The organism is Vulgatibacter sp. (assembly GCF_041687135.1).
Classification (GTDB): domain Bacteria; phylum Myxococcota; class Myxococcia; order Myxococcales; family Vulgatibacteraceae; genus JAWLCN01.
The window spans coordinates 16,003-37,591 of the sequence record NZ_JAWLCN010000005.1 but is presented as its reverse complement, the minus strand read 5'-3'; the positions used below and the strand labels follow the sequence as shown (position 1 = coordinate 37,591).

Genomic DNA, 21,589 nt, shown 5'->3' with positions numbered 1-21,589 from the left:
GAACCATGGCTCATAAAAAGGGGCAGGGCTCGTCTCGCAACGGGCGCGATTCCAACGCGCAGCGGCGTGGCGTGAAGAAGTTCGGTGGCGAGCGCGTCGTGCCCGGCAACATCATCGTGCGGCAGCTCGGCACGAAGATCCACCCGGGTGACGGCGTCGGCATGGGCCGCGACTACACCCTCTTCGCGCTCGTTCCGGGCGTCGTGACCTTCGTGCGCTACGGCAAGGATCGCAAGAAGGCCACGATCGTCCAGGCCTGATCCGGTCCGCCGGACAGCGCCCGTACGCGCGTCATCCCAACCGAGCCGCCGCGGCGATTTGCCGTAGCGGCTCTGTTGTTTTTCGGGGGCGGCCACCGCCGCGAACGCCATGAAATTCGTCGATCAGGTCCGCATCTACGTGAAGTCGGGTGACGGCGGCAACGGTGCCGTCGCCTTCCGCCGCGAAAAGCACATTCCCAAGGGCGGGCCCTCCGGCGGCGACGGCGGCAGGGGCGGCAGCGTGATCTTCCGCGCCGATCCCCAGCTGACCACCCTCCTCGACTACCGCTACCAGCAGCACCACAAGGCGCAGAACGGCGAGCAGGGCGGCGGCGCCGACTGCAACGGCCACAACGGCGAGGACCTCGTCCTCCGGGTGCCGGTGGGCACGCTCTTCAAGGAAGAAGATTCCGACGAGATCCTCGCCGACCTGGCGGAGGCCGGGCAGGAGTGGGTCGCGGCGAAGGGCGGCCGCGGTGGCCTCGGCAACATGAACTTCGCCACCTCGACCCGGCAGGCGCCGCGCTTCGCCCAGCCCGGCATCCCCGGGCAGCAGAAGACCCTCGTCCTCGAGCTCAAGCTCCTGGCGGACGTGGGGCTCATCGGCTACCCCAACGCCGGCAAGTCGACGCTGATCTCGGTGATCTCCCGGGCCCGGCCGAAGATCGCCGACTATCCCTTCACCACCCTGGTGCCGAACCTCGGCGTGGTCGGCTACAAGGACCACAAGAGCTTCGTGGTCGCCGACATCCCCGGTCTCATCGAGGGTGCGAGCGAAGGGGCGGGGCTCGGCCACCAATTCCTGCGCCACGTCGAGCGCTGCAAGATCCTCGTCCACCTGGTCGATGCCTCGGCGCCGGATCTCGATCCCGAGCGCGACCTCGACAAGGATCACAAGACGATCAACCGCGAGCTCGCCCGCTATTCCGAGGAGCTCGCCGGCCGCCCGCAGATCCTCGTCCTCAACAAATGCGACCTGCCGGATGCACGGGCCCGGGCCGAGGAGTTCGCCCGCAAGGTGCGCAAGCGGAAGAACCCGCCGCGGGTCTTCCTCATCTCCGCCGCCACCCGCGAGGGCGTCGACGCCGTGGTCGATGCCTGCGCCGAGGTGCTCTGGGGTTGAGGAGCGTGCGCCCGGCGGATCTGCTCACCGACGAGCGGCTCGCCCGCATCGAGCGGGTGGTGGCAGGCAGGACGCGCTCCCTCACGGTGGTCCTCGAAGAGGTCCACGATCCGCACAACCACTCGGCGGTCCTCCGCACCGCCGAGTGTTTCGGCGTCCAGGACGTGCACGTCGTGGAGGGGCCGCGCAGCCCCTTCCACACCGCCAAGCTGGTGGCCCGCGGCGCCGACAAATGGGTCGACGTGCACCGCTCGCGGGACGTGGTCGCCACCATCCGCAGGTTGCAGGGCGAGGGCTTCCGGGTCCTCGCCTCGCGCCTCGACGGCGCTTCGACGCCCCTCCACGATCTGCCCCACGGCGAGAAGCTCGCCCTCGTCTTCGGCAACGAGAGCGTCGGCGTCTCCCCCGAGGCGATCGCCGCCTGCGACGGCTCCTTCGTGGTGCCGATGTTCGGCTTCACCCAGAGCTTGAACATCTCGGTGGCGGTGGCCGTCTCCCTCTCGTGGCTCACGCTCCACCGCGCCCGGGAGAAGGGCGGCCTGCCGGGCGATCTCCCGGCAGCGGAAGCAAGGGAGCTCGAAGAGCGTTTCTCGTTCCAGGCCGTGCGCCAGCGCCGGCGCATCTTCGGCCACAAGAAGCCGCCCCCTGAGCTGCTCGCGCAGCTGCGGGGGGAGGAGGAAGACGGATGAAGAAGCTCCTCGTCGCCGCAGCGATCCTCGCAACTGCCGCCAGCGCGTACGCTGCCGATAAGGCCGCGCCCGCGACGGCTCCGAAGCAGGAGGCCCAGCAGCCGATCGGCTCGATCGTGGCGCGGATGCAGGCCTTCTACGAGAAGACCCGGGGCTTCGACACCCGCTTCGAGCAGAGCTTCCGCCAGGGGGGTATGCCCTCCCGCTTCGCCGGATCGACGGCGCAGGGCCGGATGCGCTTCCGCAAGCCCGACGGCGCCAGCGGTCCGCTCATGCGCTGGGACTACGCCGACGGGCGGGTCCTCCTCCTGGTGGGGGACAAGAGCTGGAGCTACGACCCCGACACGAAGCAGGCGACGGAGTACCGCGTCGACGCCTCCAACCTCTCCGCTGCGGTGACCTTCCTCTGGGGCAAGGGCCGGATCGCCGAGGAGTTCGAGATCGCCCGGGCCACCCGCACCGATCTCGACGGAAACGGCGTCGCCCTCGAGCTCACCCCGAAGAAGCAGGGGCAGGGCTTCAGCCAGGTCTTCCTCGTGGTCGACCCCGCCACCGGCGCCGTGCGCCAGTCGGTGGTGGTGCAGGCCAACGGGAGCGAGAACCGGATCTCCTTCGTGGAGCCGAAGCTCGACGCCTCGGTGGAAGCAGGAGAGTTCGATCCGGCGAAGGTCTTCCCAGCCGGCACCACGCTCACCAGGGCGGCGATCCCCGGCCAGCAGTAGCCTGCCGCTGGCATCGTATTTTCTGTTGCAAACCAGTCGATAGGCGCTGCACCATTGCAACCACACGTGCACCGAATCGCCATGCACGCCCCAAATGGAGCTCCTCCTGCAGCGATCTTCATGAAGTGGTGCAGTTGCGGTGATAGCGCTTTGCGCCGTATTGACCCTGCCAGCTCGCTGCGGTACTAGCCGCCCCGTTCTCGCGACGGAAGGGAAGCGCCAGCCAGGCACCCCACCAACGCCGTCACCCGCCGTCCGAGAATCGCGCTGCGGCAAGAGCAGCGTCGTGGCTCGACACACGACGCTGCCGCCGCGCGCACCGTGCTTTACCCGGGCGATCGCGCCTCATCCTGCGCGAGCACCATGCCGCGATCGCCCGGGCCCTTCTCTACCGATCCCACCGACCTACTGGCGCTTCCCTACGCGGGCCTGCACCCGCCGGGCTGCAGCTGCAGGACGCTGCACCGTCTTGCGCCCTGCCGTGCGCATCGATCCGCCGCCGATGCAGGCGACGCCGCCCGGCGCGTGGTGGGGGAAGGGGCGCCAACGCGCGTGCATCATCTCTTCGCCTTCCGTCGCTTCGTTCGCCGCCGCTCCTTCTTCGTGGAGCACGAGGGCGAGGCAGGTTTCGCAGGGACGGATCACGAGGTTTCCGGTGGCGCGGTAGAGCGGCATGTCCTCCTCCTGGGGCTCCCGCGCTGCTGCTTGCCGAGAGGCCTGCAGGCTTGCCGGGGTGCCGCGGGTTCGGTTGTCGGAGCGGATCAAGCTTTGGTCATCGGGCAGCCCGGCGGCAAGTAGCCCGGCAGGGAGTGCACGGTGCCCAACGGCGCATCGGAGGGCATCGCGAAGGTGCGATTGGGAAGGCGATTGCCCTGTCGTTCCCCGGCGCTGCCCTCGCCTCGCGCCTGCTTGCCTGCATGGATGGCGTACGGGCTGCCGAAAGGTGGGGCACGGCCCTTGCTCCCTCGTCCCGCCGCGCGGCGAATGGCCGCAGCTGGAACTTCCTGAGGAGGGTGAAGGATGGGAGCAAGAACGCAGTGGGGCCTCTGTCTGGCGGCGGCCTTTGCACTGGGGGCGGGCGGTCTCGCTTGCGGCTCGGACAGCAAGGGCCGCGGGAACTCGTCCATCGTTCCGGGCGTGGACATCATCGATGCGGAGCCGTACGAGCTCATCAACTCGTGCGGCGTGGAGCAGTGCTTCACCATTTCGAACGACCAGGACATCAGCTTCGTCGCCTATGCGACCGCGGGCTGCCCCGGTGAGGAGTTCGAGGCCTTCCTCTACGAAGGCACCTCGACCACGCCGATCAGCGCCGACCCCGTCTGCGGAACCGGACTCGCGGAGGGCTGCGACACGCCCTTCACGTACGAGGGGACCGTCTGCAAGTGGGAGGGCCTGACCGAGCAGTCCTACCGGCTCTGCCTCGTCTTCGAGAACGTGGTGACGCCGCCCGACGTGTGGGGCTTCGCGAAGTCGGCGAATGTCTGCAGCGAGGAGTTCGTCGACATCTCCGACGAGTGCACGGGTTGCGGTGGCACCGGCGGTACGGGCGGCACGGGCGGTACCGGCGGTACCGGCGGTACCGGCGGAACGGGTGGCACCGGCGGTACGGGTGGCACCGGCGGTACGGGCGGCACCGGCGGCACCGGCGGCGTGGGCGGCTTCGCCGGCGGCGAGGTCTGCCCGGTCGACTCCGAGGTCACGGTCACCAAGACCGCCGACTCGAACCGCATCGACTGCGTCGAGAAGGGTGACGACGCGGAGATGACCTTCACCTATACCGTCGAGAACACCGGCGTCGGCGACATCGTCGACGGCACGCTGGTCGACGACATGGGCGGCACCGGCGACGTCTTCGTCTGCCCGGTCCTGCCGGTGAACGGGATCGGCAACACCTGCGAGCTGGTGCCTGCCACCACCACGCCGATCCCTGCCAACTGCCTCATCGATCTGGCGGAGGGCGAGACCTTCACCTGCGAGGCGACCTACGTCATCGTCGAGGACATCGGCAGGTCGGTCTCCTACACCAACACCGCGACCTTCGAGGGCATCGACGAGTGCCAGGACCCGGTGGAGGGCAGCGACTCGGAGACCGTCGAGGTGAAGAAGTGCAAGAAGAAGGGCACGGAGGAGCCGGAGCCGCTCTGAGACCCCGCGGGTCTCAAACGCAAAGGCTCCTTGCGCGCGCAGCGCGCCACGTTGCCCGCTTGCCCCGCGCTAGCGGGGCGAGTGGGGAACGTACAAGGCTCGAGGCTACCGTGAGGTAGCGAGGCCGCCGGCTCGAGAGGGCTGGCGGCCTTGCCGCATCGACCGCTCAGATCAGCCCGGCCTCGCGGCCGACCCGCTGGATCACCGGCAGCGCCCGCTCGAGCACCGCCGGGCTGCAGGCCACGATTCCGCGGAGGTTCCGCAGCTCGCTGCCGTCGTAGCGGTAGCGCTCCCCCGCCATGTCGGTGAAGACGCCGCCCGCTGCGCGCACCACCGCCTCCGGCGCGCAGGAATCCCAGCGCGAGCTCACCTTGCTGGCGTGCACGTAGAGATCCGCGTCGCCCTCGACGAGCACGCCGCATTTGATCCCCACCGAACCCATCGCCAGCACCTCGGAGATGCCGAGCTCCGCCCGGATCGTCTCCAGCTTCTTCGAGCGATGGGAGCGCGAGGTCACGAGCCGCAGCGACTCCGGCGCCGCCTGCGGGATGCGCACCTCGCGCCGCGTCCCCCCGGTCTCGAGGAAGCAGCCGGCGCCCTCGACGCCGGCGTAGAGCCTGTCGCCCACGGGCCTGTAGACCACGCCGAGCCGCGCCTCGCCGCCGATCGCCAGGCCGATGTGCACCGCGAATTCACCGTTGTGCTTGATGAACTCCTTGGTGCCGTCGAGGGGATCGACGAACCAGCAGCGCTCGTAGCGGGTGGCGTCGGAGGTGTCCTTCGTCTCCTCCGCCACCACGCCGTCGCCGTGGAAGGCGGCGTGGAGCGCTGCCACCACGTGATCGTTCGCCCGCTTGTCCGCGATGGTCACCGGTCCCGCGTCTGCCGCCTTCTCGATCACCTCGAAGTCGGTGTCGTAGACCTCGAGGAGGATCCGGCCTGCCTCCCGGGCCAGCCGGCTGGCGATCTCGATCTCCCTGGCGAGGCGCGCGGTCATCGTTTCCCTTCAGCGGTGCGAGTTGAAGACGGGCAGCCGCGCGCCGAAGGGCGTCGGCCGCGCCACCACCGGGGCCTTGAGCACCACCTCGGTGACACCACCGACGAGGTCGTATTCGTACGCCTCCTCGATCCGCACCTTGACGATGTCGCCCGGCGAGACGCCGCCTTCCGGCACGTCGTTGATGATCACCTGGCCGTCGATCTCCGGCGCCTGGCCCGCGTGGCGGCCGACGAGGAGGTGCTCGGTCTCCTCGTGGGGACCCTCCACCAGCACCTCGATCTCCTTGCCCACGTAGTTCTGCTGCTGCTCCGCCCGGATCTCCGCCTGGAGCTCCATCGCCTGGTTCCAGCGCACGAGCTTGGTCTCCTCGTCGAGCTGGCCGTCCATCTCGCCGGCGAGGGTCCCCTCCTCCTGCGAGTAGCGGAAGATCCCGAGGTGGTCGAAGCGCTGCTCGCGGATGAAGTCGAGGAGGAGCTGGAAGTCCTCCTCTGTCTCACCGGGCAGGCCGACGATGAGCGAGGTGCGCAGCACGATGTCCGGAATCTGGGCACGAAGTTCGCCGAGGAGCCCGCGCAGGAAGTCGGCGTTGCGCCCGCGCCGCATGCTGCGGAGCAGCCGGTCGGACGCGTGCTGCACCGGCATGTCGAGGTACTTCACCACGTTCGGCGTGTCGCGGATCGCCGCCACCAGGGCCTCGGGGAAGTTGCGGGGGTAGGCGTAGTGGAGCCGCACCCAGCGCACGCCCTTCACCTCCCCCAGCGCGCGAATGAGCTCGTGGAGCTTCGGCCTGCCGGGCAGGTCGTGGCCGTAGGCGGTGAGATCCTGGGCGACGAGGTTGATCTCGCGCACGCCCTGGCCCGCCAGCACCTCGGCCTCGCGGACGATGTCGTCGATGGGCCGGGAGCGCTGCCCGCCGCGCAAGGTCGGGATGATGCAGAAGGCGCAGTCGTTGTCGCAGCCCTCGCTGATCTTCAGGTAGGCCGTGTACGAGGGCAGCGAGTTGATCCGCGGCGTCGCCGACGAGTGGATGTAGTCGGGATCGGGGATCACCTGCCGCGGCGCGCCGTCCACGTCCGCGAGGAGCTTCGGCAGCTGCGCGTAGGCCGAGGTGCCGAGGAAGTGGTCGACCTCCGGCATCTCCTGCGAGAGCTCGTCCGCATAGCGCTGGGAGAGGCAGCCGGTCACCACCAGCTTCTGCGCCTTGCCCTCGGTCTTGAAGCGGGCCGCCTCGAGGATCGCCTCGACCGACTCCTGCTTCGAGGCCTCGATGAAGGCGCAGGTGTTGACGACGAGGACGTCGGCGTCCTCCGCCTGCTCGGTGAGCTGCCAGCCGCCCTCGACGAGGCCGCCGAGCATGATTTCCGAGTCCACCCGATTCTTCGGGCAGCCGAGGGTCACGATGTGGACGTTCTTCTGGGTCAAAGCTTGGTGCCTCGGCCGCCCTGCGAGCGGACAGCGGTGAGTCAGTCCCGGAAATTGGTGAACTGGAGGTCGATCTTCATCGACTCCGCGTTTTCGCGAACCAAACGGATGGCGGACTGCAGGTCATCCTTGTCTTTGCCGGTGACGCGGACCGTCTCGCCCTGGATCGAAGGCTGGACCTTGATCTTCGAGTCCTTGAGGAGCTTGACGATCTCCTTGGCCTTCTCCGTCGGGATGCCCTGCTGGAGCTTGACGTCCTGCTTGTACTGCTTGCCGCCGACCGGCTCCTTCTTCTGCCGCTCGAGGGAGTTCGCGGTCATCCCGCGCTTGAGCAGCTTGCCGAGGAGCACGTCCCAGACCGCGTCGAGGCGCTCCTCCCCGTCGGACTTCATCTGCAGGCTCTTCTTGTCGTCGGAGAGCTTCACCTCGACGGGCACGCCGCGGAAGTCGAAGCGGCCGCCCAGTTCCTTGCGGGTCTGGTTGACGGCATTGTCGACCTCCTGGAGATCGACTTCGGAAACGATGTCGAACGAGGGCATGGCTTTCTCCTCCTACAATTCGATGACCAGTGGCAGCACCACCGGCTTGCGTTCGGAGCTCCGCTTATAGGCACGGCGCACGGCGAGGCGCACCTCCTCCTGCACGGTCGCGGTATCGCTCCGCAGGAGAGGCGACATTGCCTCCAGGGCGGTGAGCACCTCGTGGCGCAGGTCCGCCTGGAGCCGCGCCTCGTCGGGGACGTTGATCCCCCGGGCGGTGATCTCCGGGCCCCGCACCACCGCCCCGGTGGCGCGGTCGATCACCACCACCGCGGTCACCAGGCCCGTCTCCGCGATCAGCGCCCGCTCGCGCAGGGTGAGCTCGGGCACGTCGGGGCCGCCGCGCCGCTCGACGTAGACGCGGCCGGAGGGGACGCGGCCCGCCTGCTGCGCGGCGCCGCCGGCGAACTCGAGCACGTCGCCGTCGGTGATCAGGTGGCACCGCGAGTCGCTCATCCCCACCGCGTGGGCGGTCTTCACGTGGCGGAGGAGGTGGCGGTACTCACCGTGGATCGGCACGAAATGCTGCGGATCCACCAGCCGGAGCATCAGCTTCTGCTCCTCGGAACAGGCGTGGCCGGAGACGTGGATCTCCTCGGCGCTCTCGTAGATCACGTCGGCGCCGCGCATGGCGAGGAGATTGATCACGTTGCCGATCGCCACCTCGTTCCCCGGGATGAAGCGCGAGGAGAGGACGACCAGGTCGCCCTCGTCGATGGAGAGCGGCGCGTTGGGATCGCCTGCAGCCATCCGCGCCAGCGCCGAGCGGGGCTCGCCCTGCGCGCCGGTGGAGAGGATGGTCACCTCGTGATGCTTCATCGAGCGCGCGCGCTCGGGCTCCACGAGGATGTTGAAGGGGACGTCGACGAAGCCGAGCTCGGTGGCGAGCTTCACGTTCTGCTGCATCGAGCGGCCGAGGAGCACCACCTTGCGGCCGAAGCGCTTCGAGATGTCGAGGACCTGCTGGATCCGGTGGATGTTGGAGGCGAAGGTGGCCACCACCACCCGGGCCTTCGCGCGGGCGAAGATGCTATCCAGCGCCCGGCCCACCTTGCGCTCCGAGATGGTGGAGCCGGGGCGCTCGGCGTTGGTCGAGTCGGAGAGCAGGGCGAGCACGCCGTCGCCGCCGAGGCGCCCGAAGCGCTTCAGGTCGATCGGCTGATCGTCGATCGGCGTGTGGTCCACCTTGAAGTCGCCGGTGTGGACGACGAGCCCCTCGGGCGTGTGGATGGCGAGGCCGAGGGCGTCGGGGATCGAGTGGGTGACCCGCACGCCCTCCACCCGGAAGGCCTCGCTCACCTCCACCGTGTCGCCTGCGGAGAACTCGCGCAGATCGGCGGCGATCTCGAACTCGTCGAGGCGGCTCTTGAGGAGCCCCAGGGTGAAGCGCGAGCCGAAGACGGGCAGCTCCCGCCACTCCTTGAGGAAGTGGGGCAGGGCGCCGATGTGGTCCTCGTGGCCGTGGGTGAGGACCACGCCCTTGAGCTTGTCGCCGAGCTGCCGCAGGTAGGTGAAGTCGGGGAGGACGACGTCGACGCCGAGCTGCTCCGCCTGGGGAAACATGATCCCGCAGTCGACGAGGAGGGCCTCGCCGTCGGTCTCGAAGACCATGGCGTTGAGGCCCACTTCGCCGAGGCCGCCGAGGGGGATGATGCGGAGCATGGGTTCTCGTGCCGCAGGGGCCGAAAAAGGGCGCTACCTACCACCCGCCCCGGGGCCGATCAAGCCGCCGGGAGGCCGGTGCCTTGGCGGGACCGGGAGCGGTCCGGTTGCGTCTCCCGGGCGCACCGCCCCAGCTTCGCGGGAGGAGGCCCGGATGGAAACGACGACCCACCTCGAGCAGCCGCCCGGCCGTTTGGCCGAGCGCCCTTCCCGCCGTGCCGGCAGGGTACCGGCGCATTTGGAAGCGGCGAAGCGGCAGGCGCGGGACCCGGTGGTGCAGGCCCGGGAGATTCTCCACCTCGGCTTCACCGTGGCGCCGCTGGTCGCTGGCACCGACAAATTCTTCGACGCCCTGGTGGATTGGGAGCGCTACCTCGACCCGCGGGTGGCCGAGCGCCTGGGGATGAGCCCGCGCAGCTTCATGCGGCTCGTCGGCGGGATCGAGGTGGCGGCGGGGCTGCTGGTGGCGGCGAAGCCGCGGCTCGGCAGCTACGTGGTCGCGGGCTGGCTCGGCGGGATCATCGGCAACCTGCTCACCCAGCGGCGCTACTACGACATCGCGCTCCGCGACCTGGGGCTGCTCCTCGGGGCCGTCGCGCTGGGGCGCCTCGAGGGCGCGCGCTAGCAGTCCGGCGGGAGGGTTCGGGCCCGATGTCGGAGGGGCATGCGATGGTGGCGGGGCCGAATGGAGCCCCGGCATCGGTGGTTCCTTCCCGACCACCGACGACATCGTTTGCCCATCGATCCGCCCGTCCGTTAGGTTGCCCGCCGAAATGACTTTCGATCCCTCGCAGCTCCCCTCGCTCCTCAACCCGGAGCAGCTCGCAGCAGCCACCCACGTCGGCTCGCCCCTCCTCGTCCTCGCAGGCGCGGGCTCGGGCAAGACCCGGGTGATCACCTACCGGATCGCCAACCTCATCGCCGCCCACGACGTGGCGCCCTGGCAGATCCTCGCTGTGACCTTCACCAACAAGGCCGCCGGGGAGATGAAGGAGCGCCTCGAGAAGCTCCTCGGGCCGGAGGGGGCCGACGTCTGGGTCTCCACCTTCCACTCCACCGGCGCGCGGATCCTGCGGCGCGACGGCGAGGCGATCGGCCTCTCGAAGAACTTCGTCATCTACGACGAAGGCGATTCGCTCGCGGAGATGAAGCGGGTGATGAAGGCGATGCGGATCGACGCCAAGCAGATCGAGCCGCGGAAGATCCTCCACCGGATCGACGACGCCAAGAACCACGGCCGCTCGCCGGACGATTGCGCGAAGTTCCCCGCCTACGACGAGGCGGGGCGGCTCTTCCCCGAGCTCTACCGGCGCTACCAGAAGGCGCTCGCGCTGGCCAACGCGGTGGACTTCGGCGATCTGCTCCACCGGCTGGTGGAGCTCTTCGACAAATCGCCCGACACCCTCGACAAATACCGCCGCCGCTTCCGCCACGTGCTGGTCGACGAGTTCCAGGACACCAACGGCGTCCAGTTCCGGCTGCTCAAGATGCTCGCCGGCGACGGGCGGGGCCTCTGCGTGGTGGGCGACGACGACCAGGCGATCTACCGCTGGCGCGGCGCCGACGTGACCAACCTGCTCCAATTCGAGCAGGAGTTTCCCGGCGCGCAGATCGTCAAGCTCGAGCGGAACTACCGCTCCACCCAGCTCGTCCTCGATGCGGCCCACGCGGTGATCTCCCGCAACCGCCAGCGCATGGAGAAGAAGCTCTGGACCGAGCAGGAGGGGGGCCAGCTCCTCGAGCTGATCGTGGCGCGCGATGAGCGCCACGAGGCGCAGCTCGTCGCCGACCAGGTCCGCATCGCCATCCGGGACGGCGTCGATCCCGACGAGGTGGCGGTCTTCTACCGCACCAACGCCCAGTCGCGAGTGCTCGAAGAGGCCTTCCGCCTGGGCCGGATCCCCTACCACATCGTGCGGGGCCGCTCCTTCTACGACCGGGCCGAGGTGAAGGACCTCGCCTCCTACCTGCGGCTCTCGATCAACCCGCGCTCCGACCAGGACGCGCTCCGGGTGATCAACAAGCCTGCCCGCGGGATCGGCGACACCACCGTGGGCCGGATCGAGGCGGCGGCGCAGGAGTGGGGCGTCTCGGTGGTCGAGGCCTGTGCGCAGGCCGATCAGATCCCCGGCCTGAACAGCGGCGCGCAGACCAAGGTGCGCCGCTTCGCCCAGCTCGTCGGCGAGCTGATCCAGGTGGCGCTCACCGACGGCGCCGGCGCCGTCGCCGAGGCTGCCCTGAAGAAGAGCGGCATGGAGGAGGCCTTCCTCGCCGACGGCTCCGACGAGGCGGCGGACCGCCTCGACAACGTCCGCGAGCTCGTGGGCGCGGCGAAGGAGTGGGACGAATCCTGGGAGCCCGAGGTCGACCCGGCTGCCCCCGAGGAGGAGCCGCCGCTGCCCGTCGCCGCCTTCCTCGAGCAGATCGCCCTGATCGGCGAGGGGGACGAGAAGGCGCAGGGCGCGCGCGCCTCCCTGATGACCCTCCACGCTGCGAAGGGCCTCGAGTTCGAGGAGGTCTTCCTCACCGGCATGGAGGAGCAGGTCTTCCCCCACTCGCGGGCGCTGGGGGAGAACGGCGGGGCCGAGGAGGTCGCCGAGGAGCGGCGCCTCTGCTACGTGGGCTTCACCCGCGCCAAGCGGCGGCTGGTGCTCTCGCTCGCCACCTCGCGCGCGCTCTACGGCGACCTGCGCTTCAACCCGCCCTCGCGCTTCCTCGGCGATGTCCCGAAGGAGCTCTTCGCCGGCGTCGGCGGCGCAGCGGGCGAGCGGGTACGCCACCAGGCGAAGGTCGCCGGCGGTGGTGGCACCTACGTCGAATACGACGAGGCGCCCGGCCCCGACATCGACCTCGGCGACGACGACGGCTTCGTCGACACCTCGATCGACTACTCCTTCGACCAGCGGCCGCAGATGCAGCAGCGCGTGGCGCCGCCGAAGCCGGCGATGTTCCGCCGCAGGCCGAACGAGGTGATCGAGAAGGCCGCCACCCTGCCGTCGATGGGCATGGGCGGCCCCGGCGCCTATCCGATCGGGACGCCGGTGCGGCACCCGAGCTTCGGCGTCGGCATGGTCGAGGGCGCCGAGGGCGACAAGCTCTCGATCCGCTTCCCCGGCGTCGGCGTGAAGCGCGTGGTCGCGCGCTTCGTGCAGCCGGTGTGACGACGGGCGCTGCCCAACCGTGGGACCATGGCCCGGGGAGGATCGGGGCCATGGCGGTGCTGCGAACGATCACCGGGCTGTCGTTGGCGTTGGCGGCTGCCGGCTGCAGCGACCCGGCGCCACCGGCGGAGGCGACGCCGGAGCCGCGCGCCGTGGTGGAGACCGTGGGCGCGCGGCCTTCACGCCCGGTCCCGCCGGTCGCCACCGGGCCGCAATCCCCCGTCGATGGATCGCCACCCGAGGAGCTGCTGGCGCTGGCGGCGCGGGTGGACAAGTTGACCCTGCAGCTCCTCCGCGCGGCGCCCGCCGGTGTGGACGTCGCCGTATCGGGGCCTGCGCTGGCCACAGCGCTCGTCGCGGCGCCTTCACCGCCGGCTGCCGTCGAGCCCTTCCAGGGGACGAGCGACGCGCTGCAACTGCTGCTGCGGAGCAGGGACCCCCGGTGTGTGCTGGACCACCAGAGCAGGCAGGCGGCGCGTGGCAAGCTGGTCGCGGCCGCTGCGTGGAAAGCCGAATGGGCGAGCCCCTTTTCGATCCGCAGCACCTCGACTTTGCGCTTCCGCGTGACGCCGGACCGCACCGTCGAGACGACGTCGCTGTGGGATTACCTCGGGCCCTTCCGCTACGCCCTCGTCGATGGGGTGCGCGTGGTCGAAATCCCCTATGCCTGCGGCGACGTCGCCCTGCTGCTGATCTCGCCGGACACCGGACCAGGCAATCGCGACGCCTTGCTCGGTTCCGACCCCGCGATGCAGGAACTCGCCAGGAGAGCGGGCGTCCCCACCCCGAGCAAGCCGCCACCCCCGCCCTCCGAACAGCCGAAGCCGCGACCTCTGTCATCGATCGAGGCGATGCTCTCGACCGAGCGCATCGCACGCTGGATTTCCCAGCTGCAGTCCGCCGCGATTCGCATCGAGGTGCCGCGGTTCCGGGTGACGAGCCGGCTCGAGGTCGATGGCGCTTCCCACGACGTCACCTTCGAATTCGACGAGGGCGGCAGCCTCTCCGGCGACTACGCGCGTGTCGTCTACGGCCCCCGAGGCGCCCCGCGTCTCGCCGCCAACCTGGACTTCGATCGACCCTTCCTCTTCCTCGTGCGCGACTACCGCACCGGCGTGTTGCTGGTCGCCGGGAGGGTCACCGAGCCCCACGACCCGGGTGACCCGCCGCCGGATCCCACGGCGGATCTGCCGTCCGTCCCCTACGATTGGCTCGCGCCGGTGCCAGGGCGCTGAACGCGGAGCCGCCCGTGCCGGGCCAGATGCCGTGCGGGGGCTGGTAGGCCTTGCCCGCACCGGCGCACAGCGTTATGCCGCTGCCGGAGGTGCGGGGATGGAAAAGGTGCTGGTGAGCGCGTGCCTGCTCGGGGAGCGGGTTCGCTACGACGGGCGCGACAAGCGCTCGCACGACGACATCCTCGCCCGGTGGGAGCGGGAGGGCCGGGTGGTCTCGTTCTGCCCCGAGATCGGCGGCGGGCTCCCCGTGCCGCGGCCGCCAGCCGAGATCCGGAGCGGCGTCGGCGCCGACGTGCTCGCGGGCAGGGCCGCCGTGCGCAACAACCTGGGCGGCGACGACACCGCCGCCTTCCGCGCCGGCGCCGAGCGGGCGCTGCAGATCGCGCAGCGACATGGCATCCGGGTCGCCGTGCTCAAGGAGCGCAGCCCCTCCTGCGGCTCTTCGCAGATCTACGACGGCACCTTCACCGGCAAGGCCATCGCCGGCGAGGGTGTCACCACCGCGCTGCTGCGCCAGCACGGCATCGCCGTCTTCTCCGAGGCGGAGCTCGCCGAGGCGGACGCCGCGCTGCGCGCGTAGCGCGGCGTCTCAGGCAGGTCGCGCCGTCCGTGCGGCAGCGACCTTCCACCCCACGCGCATGAGCCAGCTCCGCGGCGGCGCGATCGGCGGGCCGTCGTCCGCCAGCGCGCGCCACGACGCGTCGCTGCCGTCGTTGACGCCGTAGCCGGCGGCGTAGGCGTCCGCGCGTAGCGAGGTGGGCCTGCCCTGCCGTGCTGCGTGCACGTTGGCGTTGCCGAGCACGTAGCGGATCGCGTGCAGCACTTCGGTGGGCGAGCGGAGCACGCGGGTGTGGTAGCGGTCGGTGAAGAGCGCGCCCTTGCGGCCCATCAGCCGGTTGAGGCCTTTGGCGAGGCGGATGGCGAGGGCCTTCATCGCGCGCGCCAGTGCGCCTGCGCCGTCTGCTTCGACGATGACGTGGAGGTGGTTGCCGAGCACCACGAAGTGGGTGAGCCGGACGCCCCAGCGGTCCGAGACCGCTGCAAACGCGCGAAGCATCGGCCGGAACGAGCGCCGGGAGCGCAGGTTCCAGACGTCGTCGCGTACGCGCCAGGTGACGTGCACGGGCTGCTGCAGGCCGATCGCCTCGCGGCTCCGGTGCGCGATCCGGCGCTTGCTCTTCGGCAGCGGCTTGCGGCCTGCGCCTTGGCGGGCGCCGCCCCAGCGGACCGTCTCGAAACGCATCTCCCGCTGCTCGTGCTTCTGCCGCCGATTGCCCATCGCCCGCCCCCGCGAACTTGAATGAGGCTGATGTTCGCATGGGGAGTAGGAGGGACGTTAGACCCCGTGTGAGAGACCTGTCGGGTGTGGACCGGGGGCGCGAACCGGGCTTTCGAGGCGGCGTGCGGTCGGGTTCTTCGCGTCGTGTCGGCGATGCCGGCTAGCCGGTACCGCCCCTGCCGGCTGTCTGGTGCCGCCGCTGGCACGATCGCCTCGTCATCGGCCGCGGTGCTACTCCGCGCCCGCCTGGCACGCCATGCAGAATGCCGCCTCGGGCTTCACCTGCAGCCGCTCGGCGCCGATCGGCTCCTCGCAGCGCAGGCAGTCGCCGTACTCGCCACGTTGCAGGCGGCCCAGCGCGGCGCGGACCTGCTGCAGGCGCAGCTCGTCGCGCCGCCGCGCGGCCTGGGCCATCTGTTGCTGTTGGAGGGCGTCGACGCGGCTCACCCGGCCGATCGGCTGATCGAGATCCACGGGGCGCGCGCCTTCGGCGTTGGCGCGGAGCTGTGCCTCGAGCTCCGCGCGCAACGCCTCGAGCCGTTCACGTGCCTGTTCGTCGTCCATGCGTCGAACGCTTGCAGCACCGCACAGCACTCGTCAATGCAGGAGCGCCGCGTCGGTCACCACGTGCAGGTCGCTCGCGTCCTCGCTCCGCGCCCGCTGCCGGATGTCCCGGGTGCCGATGAGGCCGATCACCTTCCGGTCCTGCACCACCGCCACCCAGCGCGTCCGCGCCTCGTCCATCCGCTTCAGGGCCACCGAGACCGGGTCGTCCGGATCGACCTGCGGCATCCTCCGATCGATGATCAGGCCGACGCGGGTCAGCTTGGGGTCGAGCCCCTCCGCCATCACCTGCCGTACGAGCGCCCGCTCGCTGACCATCCCCAGATAACGCCCGTCGTCGTCGACCACCGGCAGCGCACCGACATCGGCCTGCGTGATCTTCCGCACCGCGACATGCGCCGTATCCTCGGGGGCCAGGGTGACGGGGCTGCTCCACATCACGTCCCTGCACTGCATACCCGGGCTCCTCCTTCCGTGAACCGTCCCCTCGTTGGGGGAGGGGGAACTGCGGAAACATGTGCAGCCTCCACCGCGGATGCCTTGCTCGCATGCAGGGCGAGCGTGTGCTTGTCGGCCACGCCCTGGCGGGATTAGGGTCGCGGCGCATGAGCGATCCCCTCCTCGACGACGAAGCGCCGGTCGGCATTCCTTCCACTGCGCGGAGTTGGAAGCGGGGTGGGCGCGTGGACGGCCCGGGCGCGGAAGAGAAGGTCAAAGTCACGGAAGCGCTCGTCCGAGCGCTTCCGAAGACGGACCTCCACTGCCACCTCGACGGCTCGATGCGCCTCTCCACGATCCTCGAGCTGGCGAAGGAGCAGGCGGTCGATCTCCCGGCTGCAGACGAGGCCTCGCTCGCCCGGGCGATCCACATGGGCGAGCTCTGCGGCTCGCTCGAGCAATACCTCGTCGCCTTCGACGTCACCCTCTCGGTGCTGCAGACGGCGGACGCGCTCTACCGCGCCGCCTACGAGCTGGCGATCGACCAGTGGAACGACGGCGTCCATTACGTGGAGGTCCGCTATTCGCCGATCCTCCACCAGCGCGGCGGCCTGAAGCTCACCACCATCGTCGACGCGGTGCTCGACGGCTTGCGCGCCGCGAAGCGCGAGACCGGGATCAAGAGCGGCGTGATCCTCTGCGGCATCCGCAACATGGACCCGGCCCACTCGCTGCGCCTCGCGGAGCTCGCGGTCGCCTACAAGAACCGGGGCGTGCGCGGCTTCGACCTCGCCGGCGCGGAATACAACAACCCGGCGAAGGAGCACCTCGCCGCCTTCCGTCTCGTCCTCGAGAACAACGTCAACTGCACCTGCCACGCGGGCGAGGCCTACGGACCTGCGTCGATCTCCCAGGCGCTCCACACCTGCGGCGCCCACCGGATTGGCCACGGCGTGCGCCTGCGCGAGGACGGCGACCTCCTCAACTACGTCAACGACCACCGCATCCCGCTGGAGTGCTGCCCCTCCTCCAACGTCCAGACCGGCGCGGTGCCGAGCCTCGAGAGCCACCCGATCAAATTCTACCTGGACTACGGGTTGCGGGTGACGGTGAACACCGACAACCGCCTGATCACCGACACCAGCGTGACGAAGGAACTGCTCCTCGCCCACCAGCATTGCGGCCTCTCGCTGGACGATCTGATCACCTGCGTGATCAACGGCTGGAAGAGCGCCTTCCTCCCCTACCGCGAAAAGCAGGATCTCCTCCGCCACGTGACGGCGACGATCGAGCGCGTCCTGGCCGAAGCGCGGGCGGAATGAGCCCGCGCGCTCCGGCGGCACCGCTGCCGGACTGTTCGCTGCGGGAAAGGTACCGGGATCCCCTCCTTGCCCACCCGGAAGGGCGCAGCTAGATCCGCCGGAAAACGCTGTTCCGCGCAGCCGTGGGCCCCGGGGAGACCGGGGCTCCCAGGGAGGGCTTCACCGCCATGTCGAGAACGCTTGCCTTGATCCTGGCCGGTGGCGAAGGGCGCCGCCTCGATCCACTCACCAGGGACCGGGCCAAGCCCGCCGTGCCGTTCGGCGGCCGCTACCGCATCATCGATTTCGTCCTCTCGAATTTCGCGAACTCGGGCTTTCTCAAGATGAAGGTCCTGACGCAGTACAAATCCGAGTCGCTCAATACACACATCACCAGGGGCTGGCGGCTCTCCTCGCAGCTCGGCAATTACGTGGAGACGGTGCCGGCGCAGATGCGGACCGGCCCCGAGTGGTTCAAGGGCTCCGCCGACGCGGTCTACCAGAACCTCAACCTCGTCACCGACGAGGAGCCGGACTTCGTCTTCGTCTTCGGCGCGGACAACGTCTACCGGATGGACGTGCGGCAGATGCTCCAATTCCACCGGGAGATGGGCGCCGACTGCACCGTCGCCGCGATCCCGATGCCGGTGGAGGACGCCCCGCAGTTCGGCGTGATCGAGGTCGATCGCAGCGGCCGGATGATCGGCTTCCAGGAGAAGCCCAGCGTCGAGACCGCGAAGACCATGCCCAACGACAAGACGAAGATCCTCGCGTCGATGGGCAACTACATCTTCACCACCGATTCGCTGGTCCGCGAGATCGTCCGCGACGCAGGCCGCGAATCGGCCCACGACTTCGGCAAGTCGATCATCGCGGAGATGTACCAGCACTCCCGCGTCTTCGTTTACGACTTCGCCCAGAACTCGGTGCCGGGGCAGGGGCCGAAGGAGCGCGGTTATTGGCGGGACGTGGGGCTCATCGACACCTACTACCAGTCGAACATGGACCTGGTGGACGTCGATCCGGTCTTCAACCTCTACAACAACCGCTGGCCCATCTACACGTTCCAGCACAACCAGCCCCCGGCGAAGTTCGTCTTCGCCGACCGCGAGCACGACCGCGTCGGCACCGCCACCGACTCGCTCATCTCCGAGGGCTGCGTCATCTCCGGTGGCAGCGTCCACCGCTGCGTGCTCTCGCCGCAGGTGCGGATCAACTCCTACTCGCACATCGAGGACTCGATCGTCTTCGAGCGGGTCAACGTCGGCCGCAACTGCCGCATCCGCCGGGCGATCATCGACAAGGGGGTCGACGTGCCGCCGGGCACCACGATCGGCTACGACGCGGAGGCGGACAAGCGCCGCTTCACCGTCACCGAGAGCGGCATCGTGGTGATCCCGAAGGGCATGATGATCGAGCCCCAGTAGCGATCGGACGACGCCAGGCAAGCGGGCGCCCGTGCATCTGCCGGGCGCCCGTTTTTGTTCGCCGGGCCGCTGGATTCACGACCCGTCCGTCTGGCAGAGTGCGCCGCCTGTGGAGGACATCTTCCAGCGGAAGAAAAGGCGCCGGCCCTTCGCCCGGCTGGGCGGCTTCTTCTTTGCCGTGCTGGCGGTCGTGTCGCTGGTGGACGCCGTCCGCGCAGCGCCGCTCTCCTTCGGCGGCGGCAACGACGCCAGCACCTTCGAAGCGGTGATCTACCGCCTCGCCGCCGCCAGCTTCTGCGGCGCGCTGGCGCTCTGGCTGCTGCGCACCGACCGTGCCGCCACCCGCGACGCCGATCGCCTCCTCCGCTGAAAGCTGGTGGCCCCCGAGGCCGCGGCAATGCACGCTGGCCCCGGCCGACGCAGCTTAGGTAGGCTGCCCGACCTATGTCTCGGATCGAACTCGCCTTTCTCTGGCACATGCACCAGCCGCCCTACCGCGATCCGGAGAGCGGTGCGTACATCCTGCCGTGGGTGCGGCTCCACGCCACCCGCGCCTATCTGGACATGGCGGCGATCCACGAGCGCTTTCCCGGCGTGCGGAGCACCGTCAACTTCGTCCCCAGCCTGCTCGCGCAGCTCGAGGACTACGCCGCCGGCACGGCGCGGGATCGCTTCCTCGACCTCACCGCCCGTTCCGCGGCCGATCTGGTCGACGCCGAGCGTGTCTTCCTGCTCCGGAATTTCTTCATGGTGAGCTGGGAGCAGGGCGTGCGCCCGCTCCCCCGCTACTGGGAGATCCTCCACAAGCGTGGCACCGATCTCTCGCGCGTCGACCTCGACCGCGTCGCCCGCTCGTTCACGGTGGGCGAGATCCGCGACCTCCAGGTGCTCTTCAACCTGGCGTGGATGGGCTTCGCCGCCCGCGAGAGCAACGACACGGTGAAGGCGCTCGTGCGCAAGGGCCGGGATTTCACCGAGGAGGAGAAGCACGCGCTCCTCGAGGCGCAGCGCCAGATCGTGGGCTCGATCATCCCCACCTGGAAGAAGCTGCAGGAGCAGGGGAGCGTCGAGCTCACCGCCACGCCCTACTACCACCCGATCCTGCCGCTGCTCTGCGACACCGATGCGGCGCAGATCGCGCTGCCGCACCACCCGATGCCGCCGCGGATGCGCGCCACCGACGACGCCCGGGAGCAGGTGGCCCGCGGCCTCGAGAAATTCGAGCAGGTCTTCGGCAAGCGTCCCGAGGGCATGTGGCCCGCGGAGGGTTCGGTCTCGCCGGAGGCCCTCGAGGTCTTCGCCACCGAGGGCGTGAAGTGGGTGGCCACCGACGAGGAGGTGCTCTTCCGCTCCCTGCCAGCGGGGACGGATCGCCGCCGCGCGCTCTACCGCCCGTGGTCGGCGCGGGCAGGTGACGGCGAGATCGCCATGGTCTTCCGGGATCACGGCCTCTCCGACCTCCTCGGCTTCACCTACGCGCGCAGCCCCGCCCGCGACGCGGTCAACGACTTCCTCGGCCACCTCGGCCGCATCGCCCACGGTGCGCCGTGGGAGGGGGGCGAGCCGCCGCTCTGCTCGGTGATCCTCGACGGCGAGAATCCCTGGGAGCACTACCCGCAGTCGGGCCACCTCTTCCTGACGGAGCTCTTCTCCCGGCTCGAGAAGGAGGAGGGCGGGGTGCGGACCACGACCATCGGCGCCCGGGTCGCCAGGGGCGTGCCGCCCGGGCGGATCGAGAAGATCTGGTCGGGCTCCTGGATCGAGGCGAGCTACCGGATCTGGATCGGCCACGAGGAGGACGTCACCGCCTGGACCCTGGTCGGCGAGGCGCGCAAGGCGCTGGAGACCGCTGCGACCGAAGGGGTCGAGGCCGAGCGGATCGCCGCTGCCCGGGAGCACCTCCTCGCTGCAGAGGCTTCCGATTGGTATTGGTGGTACGGCGAGGATTTCGTCACCGAGAGCGCCTCGGAATTCGACGGACTCTTCCGTGGCCACATCCAGGCGGTCTTCCGGATCCTCGGCCTGCCGCCGCCGCCGCGGGTGCTGCAGCCGATCGCCGCGGGCGTCCGGCCGAGCGCAGCGGAGGCCACGCCGGCGAAGGAGCCGACCGGCTTCATCCATCCCACCATCGACGGCGAAGCCGAGAGCTGGCGCGAATGGCTCGGCGCCGGCCTCTTCCGGGCGGAGCAGGCCCGCGGCGGCGCGATGCACCAGAACGTCGGCACCTTCGGCGCGCTCTACTACGGCTTCGACGCCGAACACCTCTACCTGCGGCTCGACCCGGTGGAGGAGGGCGCCGATTTCACCGAACGGCTCGACGGCCTGCGCATCAGCCTGCAGCGCGAGGACGAGGTGATCGAGCTGCGGGCCGAGCTGAAGGATGAAGACATCCGCCTACACCATGGCCATGGGGGTGCGATTGGAGGCGGACGGATGCGTGTTATCGTCGAACTCGCGATTCCCTTTGCAGCGGTGGGGCTGCACGCGGGACAGCGCGCGGGCGTCTCCGTTCGAGGAATGCGCGGCGAGGTCGAGGCGGAGCGGATCCCGTCGCAGGGATGGCTCTCTTTCGACGTTCCCGACGAGCATTTCGAGCGGGTCCACTGGAAGGTGTAGCTG

The 21,589-nt window shown here is 69.7% G+C and carries 20 protein-coding genes and 1 pseudogene; 13 read left to right on the top strand and 8 right to left on the bottom strand.

The genetic code is table 11. The features are described 5' to 3' along the window. Positions 1-5: 5 nt before the first annotated feature. From rpmA to ACESMR_RS13835, 4 genes and pseudogenes are all read left to right on the top strand, one after another. Entirely contained in the window at positions 6-260 is a 255-nt protein-coding gene (gene rpmA, locus ACESMR_RS13850; protein ID WP_373047684.1) for a 50S ribosomal protein L27, read from the top strand. A gap of 109 nt (positions 261-369) precedes the next feature. Beyond that, positions 370-1,465, top strand: a pseudogene (gene obgE, locus ACESMR_RS13845) (GTPase ObgE); the annotation flags it as partial. Then, a complete protein-coding gene (locus tag ACESMR_RS13840; protein ID WP_373047873.1) occupies positions 1,389-2,072 on the top strand; it encodes a TrmH family RNA methyltransferase in 684 nt (227 codons plus the stop codon). The pseudogene obgE and the gene ACESMR_RS13840, both read left to right, overlap by 77 nt. Continuing rightward, positions 2,069-2,794 (top strand): outer membrane lipoprotein carrier protein LolA, encoded by a 726-nt coding sequence (locus ACESMR_RS13835; protein ID WP_373047683.1) that lies wholly within the window; start codon positions 2,069-2,071, stop codon positions 2,792-2,794. The genes ACESMR_RS13840 and ACESMR_RS13835 overlap by 4 nt, the downstream gene beginning before the upstream one ends. 405 nt (positions 2,795-3,199) lie before the next feature. Here ACESMR_RS13835 and ACESMR_RS13830 read toward each other — a convergent pair whose 3' ends face one another. After that, complete coding sequence (locus tag ACESMR_RS13830) at positions 3,200-3,469, bottom strand: hypothetical protein (protein WP_373047682.1); 270 nt, start codon at positions 3,467-3,469, stop codon at positions 3,200-3,202. Positions 3,470-3,814: 345 nt separating this feature from the next. Here ACESMR_RS13830 and ACESMR_RS13825 point away from each other — a divergent pair, with 345 nt between their 5' ends. Continuing rightward, complete coding sequence (locus ACESMR_RS13825; protein ID WP_373047681.1) at positions 3,815-4,942, top strand: hypothetical protein; 1,128 nt, start codon at positions 3,815-3,817, stop codon at positions 4,940-4,942. Positions 4,943-5,108: 166 nt separating this feature from the next. Here the strand turns inward: ACESMR_RS13825 and ACESMR_RS13820 are convergent, their stop codons facing one another. Genes ACESMR_RS13820 through ACESMR_RS13805 form a run of 4 tightly spaced genes read right to left on the bottom strand, consistent with a single transcriptional unit; the run spans position 5,109 to position 9,565 of the window. Continuing rightward, on the bottom strand, positions 5,109-5,939 hold the full coding sequence (locus ACESMR_RS13820) for a 3'(2'),5'-bisphosphate nucleotidase CysQ (protein WP_373047680.1): 831 nt from the start codon (positions 5,937-5,939) through the stop codon (positions 5,109-5,111). 9 nt (positions 5,940-5,948) lie between these two features. Continuing rightward, on the bottom strand, positions 5,949-7,364 hold the full coding sequence (rimO, locus tag ACESMR_RS13815) for a 30S ribosomal protein S12 methylthiotransferase RimO (RefSeq protein WP_373047679.1): 1,416 nt from the start codon (positions 7,362-7,364) through the stop codon (positions 5,949-5,951). Between the two features lie 41 nt (positions 7,365-7,405). After that, positions 7,406-7,903 (bottom strand): YajQ family cyclic di-GMP-binding protein, encoded by a 498-nt coding sequence (locus ACESMR_RS13810; protein ID WP_373047678.1) that lies wholly within the window; start codon positions 7,901-7,903, stop codon positions 7,406-7,408. A gap of 12 nt (positions 7,904-7,915) precedes the next feature. Further along, positions 7,916-9,565, bottom strand: a complete 1,650-nt coding sequence (locus ACESMR_RS13805; RefSeq protein WP_373047677.1) for a ribonuclease J — start codon at positions 9,563-9,565, stop codon at positions 7,916-7,918. A 154-nt stretch (positions 9,566-9,719) separates the two neighbouring features. On the opposite strand from ACESMR_RS13805, the gene ACESMR_RS13800 reads away from it, so the two are divergent. The 4 genes from ACESMR_RS13800 to ACESMR_RS13785 all read left to right on the top strand — a co-directional run bounded on the left by ACESMR_RS13800 (position 9,720) and on the right by ACESMR_RS13785 (position 14,541). After that, a complete protein-coding gene (locus ACESMR_RS13800; RefSeq protein WP_373047676.1) occupies positions 9,720-10,190 on the top strand; it encodes a hypothetical protein in 471 nt (156 codons plus the stop codon). Between the two features lie 148 nt (positions 10,191-10,338). Next, entirely contained in the window at positions 10,339-12,726 is a 2,388-nt protein-coding gene (locus ACESMR_RS13795) for a UvrD-helicase domain-containing protein (protein ID WP_373047675.1), read from the top strand. A 50-nt stretch (positions 12,727-12,776) separates the two neighbouring features. Next, a complete protein-coding gene (locus tag ACESMR_RS13790) occupies positions 12,777-13,961 on the top strand; it encodes a serpin family protein (RefSeq protein ID WP_373047674.1) in 1,185 nt (394 codons plus the stop codon). Between the two features lie 97 nt (positions 13,962-14,058). Continuing rightward, complete coding sequence (locus ACESMR_RS13785; RefSeq protein ID WP_373047673.1) at positions 14,059-14,541, top strand: DUF523 domain-containing protein; 483 nt, start codon at positions 14,059-14,061, stop codon at positions 14,539-14,541. Positions 14,542-14,550: 9 nt separating this feature from the next. On the opposite strand, the gene ACESMR_RS13780 is transcribed toward ACESMR_RS13785, so the two are convergent. The 3 genes from ACESMR_RS13780 to ACESMR_RS13770 form a co-directional block, all read right to left on the bottom strand. Then, positions 14,551-15,240, bottom strand: a complete 690-nt coding sequence (locus ACESMR_RS13780; RefSeq protein ID WP_373047672.1) for a transposase — start codon at positions 15,238-15,240, stop codon at positions 14,551-14,553. A 231-nt stretch (positions 15,241-15,471) separates the two neighbouring features. Next, a complete protein-coding gene (locus ACESMR_RS13775) occupies positions 15,472-15,804 on the bottom strand; it encodes a TraR/DksA family transcriptional regulator (RefSeq protein WP_373047671.1) in 333 nt (110 codons plus the stop codon). Between the two features lie 33 nt (positions 15,805-15,837). Next, entirely contained in the window at positions 15,838-16,260 is a 423-nt protein-coding gene (locus tag ACESMR_RS13770) for a cyclic nucleotide-binding/CBS domain-containing protein (RefSeq protein ID WP_373047670.1), read from the bottom strand. 149 nt (positions 16,261-16,409) lie between these two features. Here ACESMR_RS13770 and add point away from each other — a divergent pair, with 149 nt between their 5' ends. The 4 genes from add (at position 16,410) to ACESMR_RS13750 (ending at position 21,586) form a co-directional block, all read left to right on the top strand. Beyond that, on the top strand, positions 16,410-17,564 hold the full coding sequence (gene add, locus ACESMR_RS13765) for an adenosine deaminase (protein ID WP_373047669.1): 1,155 nt from the start codon (positions 16,410-16,412) through the stop codon (positions 17,562-17,564). A 167-nt stretch (positions 17,565-17,731) separates the two neighbouring features. Next, the gene (glgC, locus tag ACESMR_RS13760; protein WP_373047668.1) at positions 17,732-18,970 is read left to right on the top strand and encodes a glucose-1-phosphate adenylyltransferase; all 1,239 of its coding nucleotides are present in this window, start codon (positions 17,732-17,734) and stop codon (positions 18,968-18,970) included. Positions 18,971-19,079: 109 nt separating this feature from the next. Then, entirely contained in the window at positions 19,080-19,340 is a 261-nt protein-coding gene (locus ACESMR_RS13755) for a hypothetical protein (protein WP_373047667.1), read from the top strand. A gap of 74 nt (positions 19,341-19,414) precedes the next feature. Beyond that, positions 19,415-21,586 carry a glycoside hydrolase gene (locus ACESMR_RS13750; RefSeq protein ID WP_373047666.1) on the top strand — a complete coding sequence of 724 codons (2,172 nt, stop codon included), beginning with the start codon at positions 19,415-19,417 and terminating at the stop codon, positions 21,584-21,586. Positions 21,587-21,589: the final 3 nt, after the last annotated feature.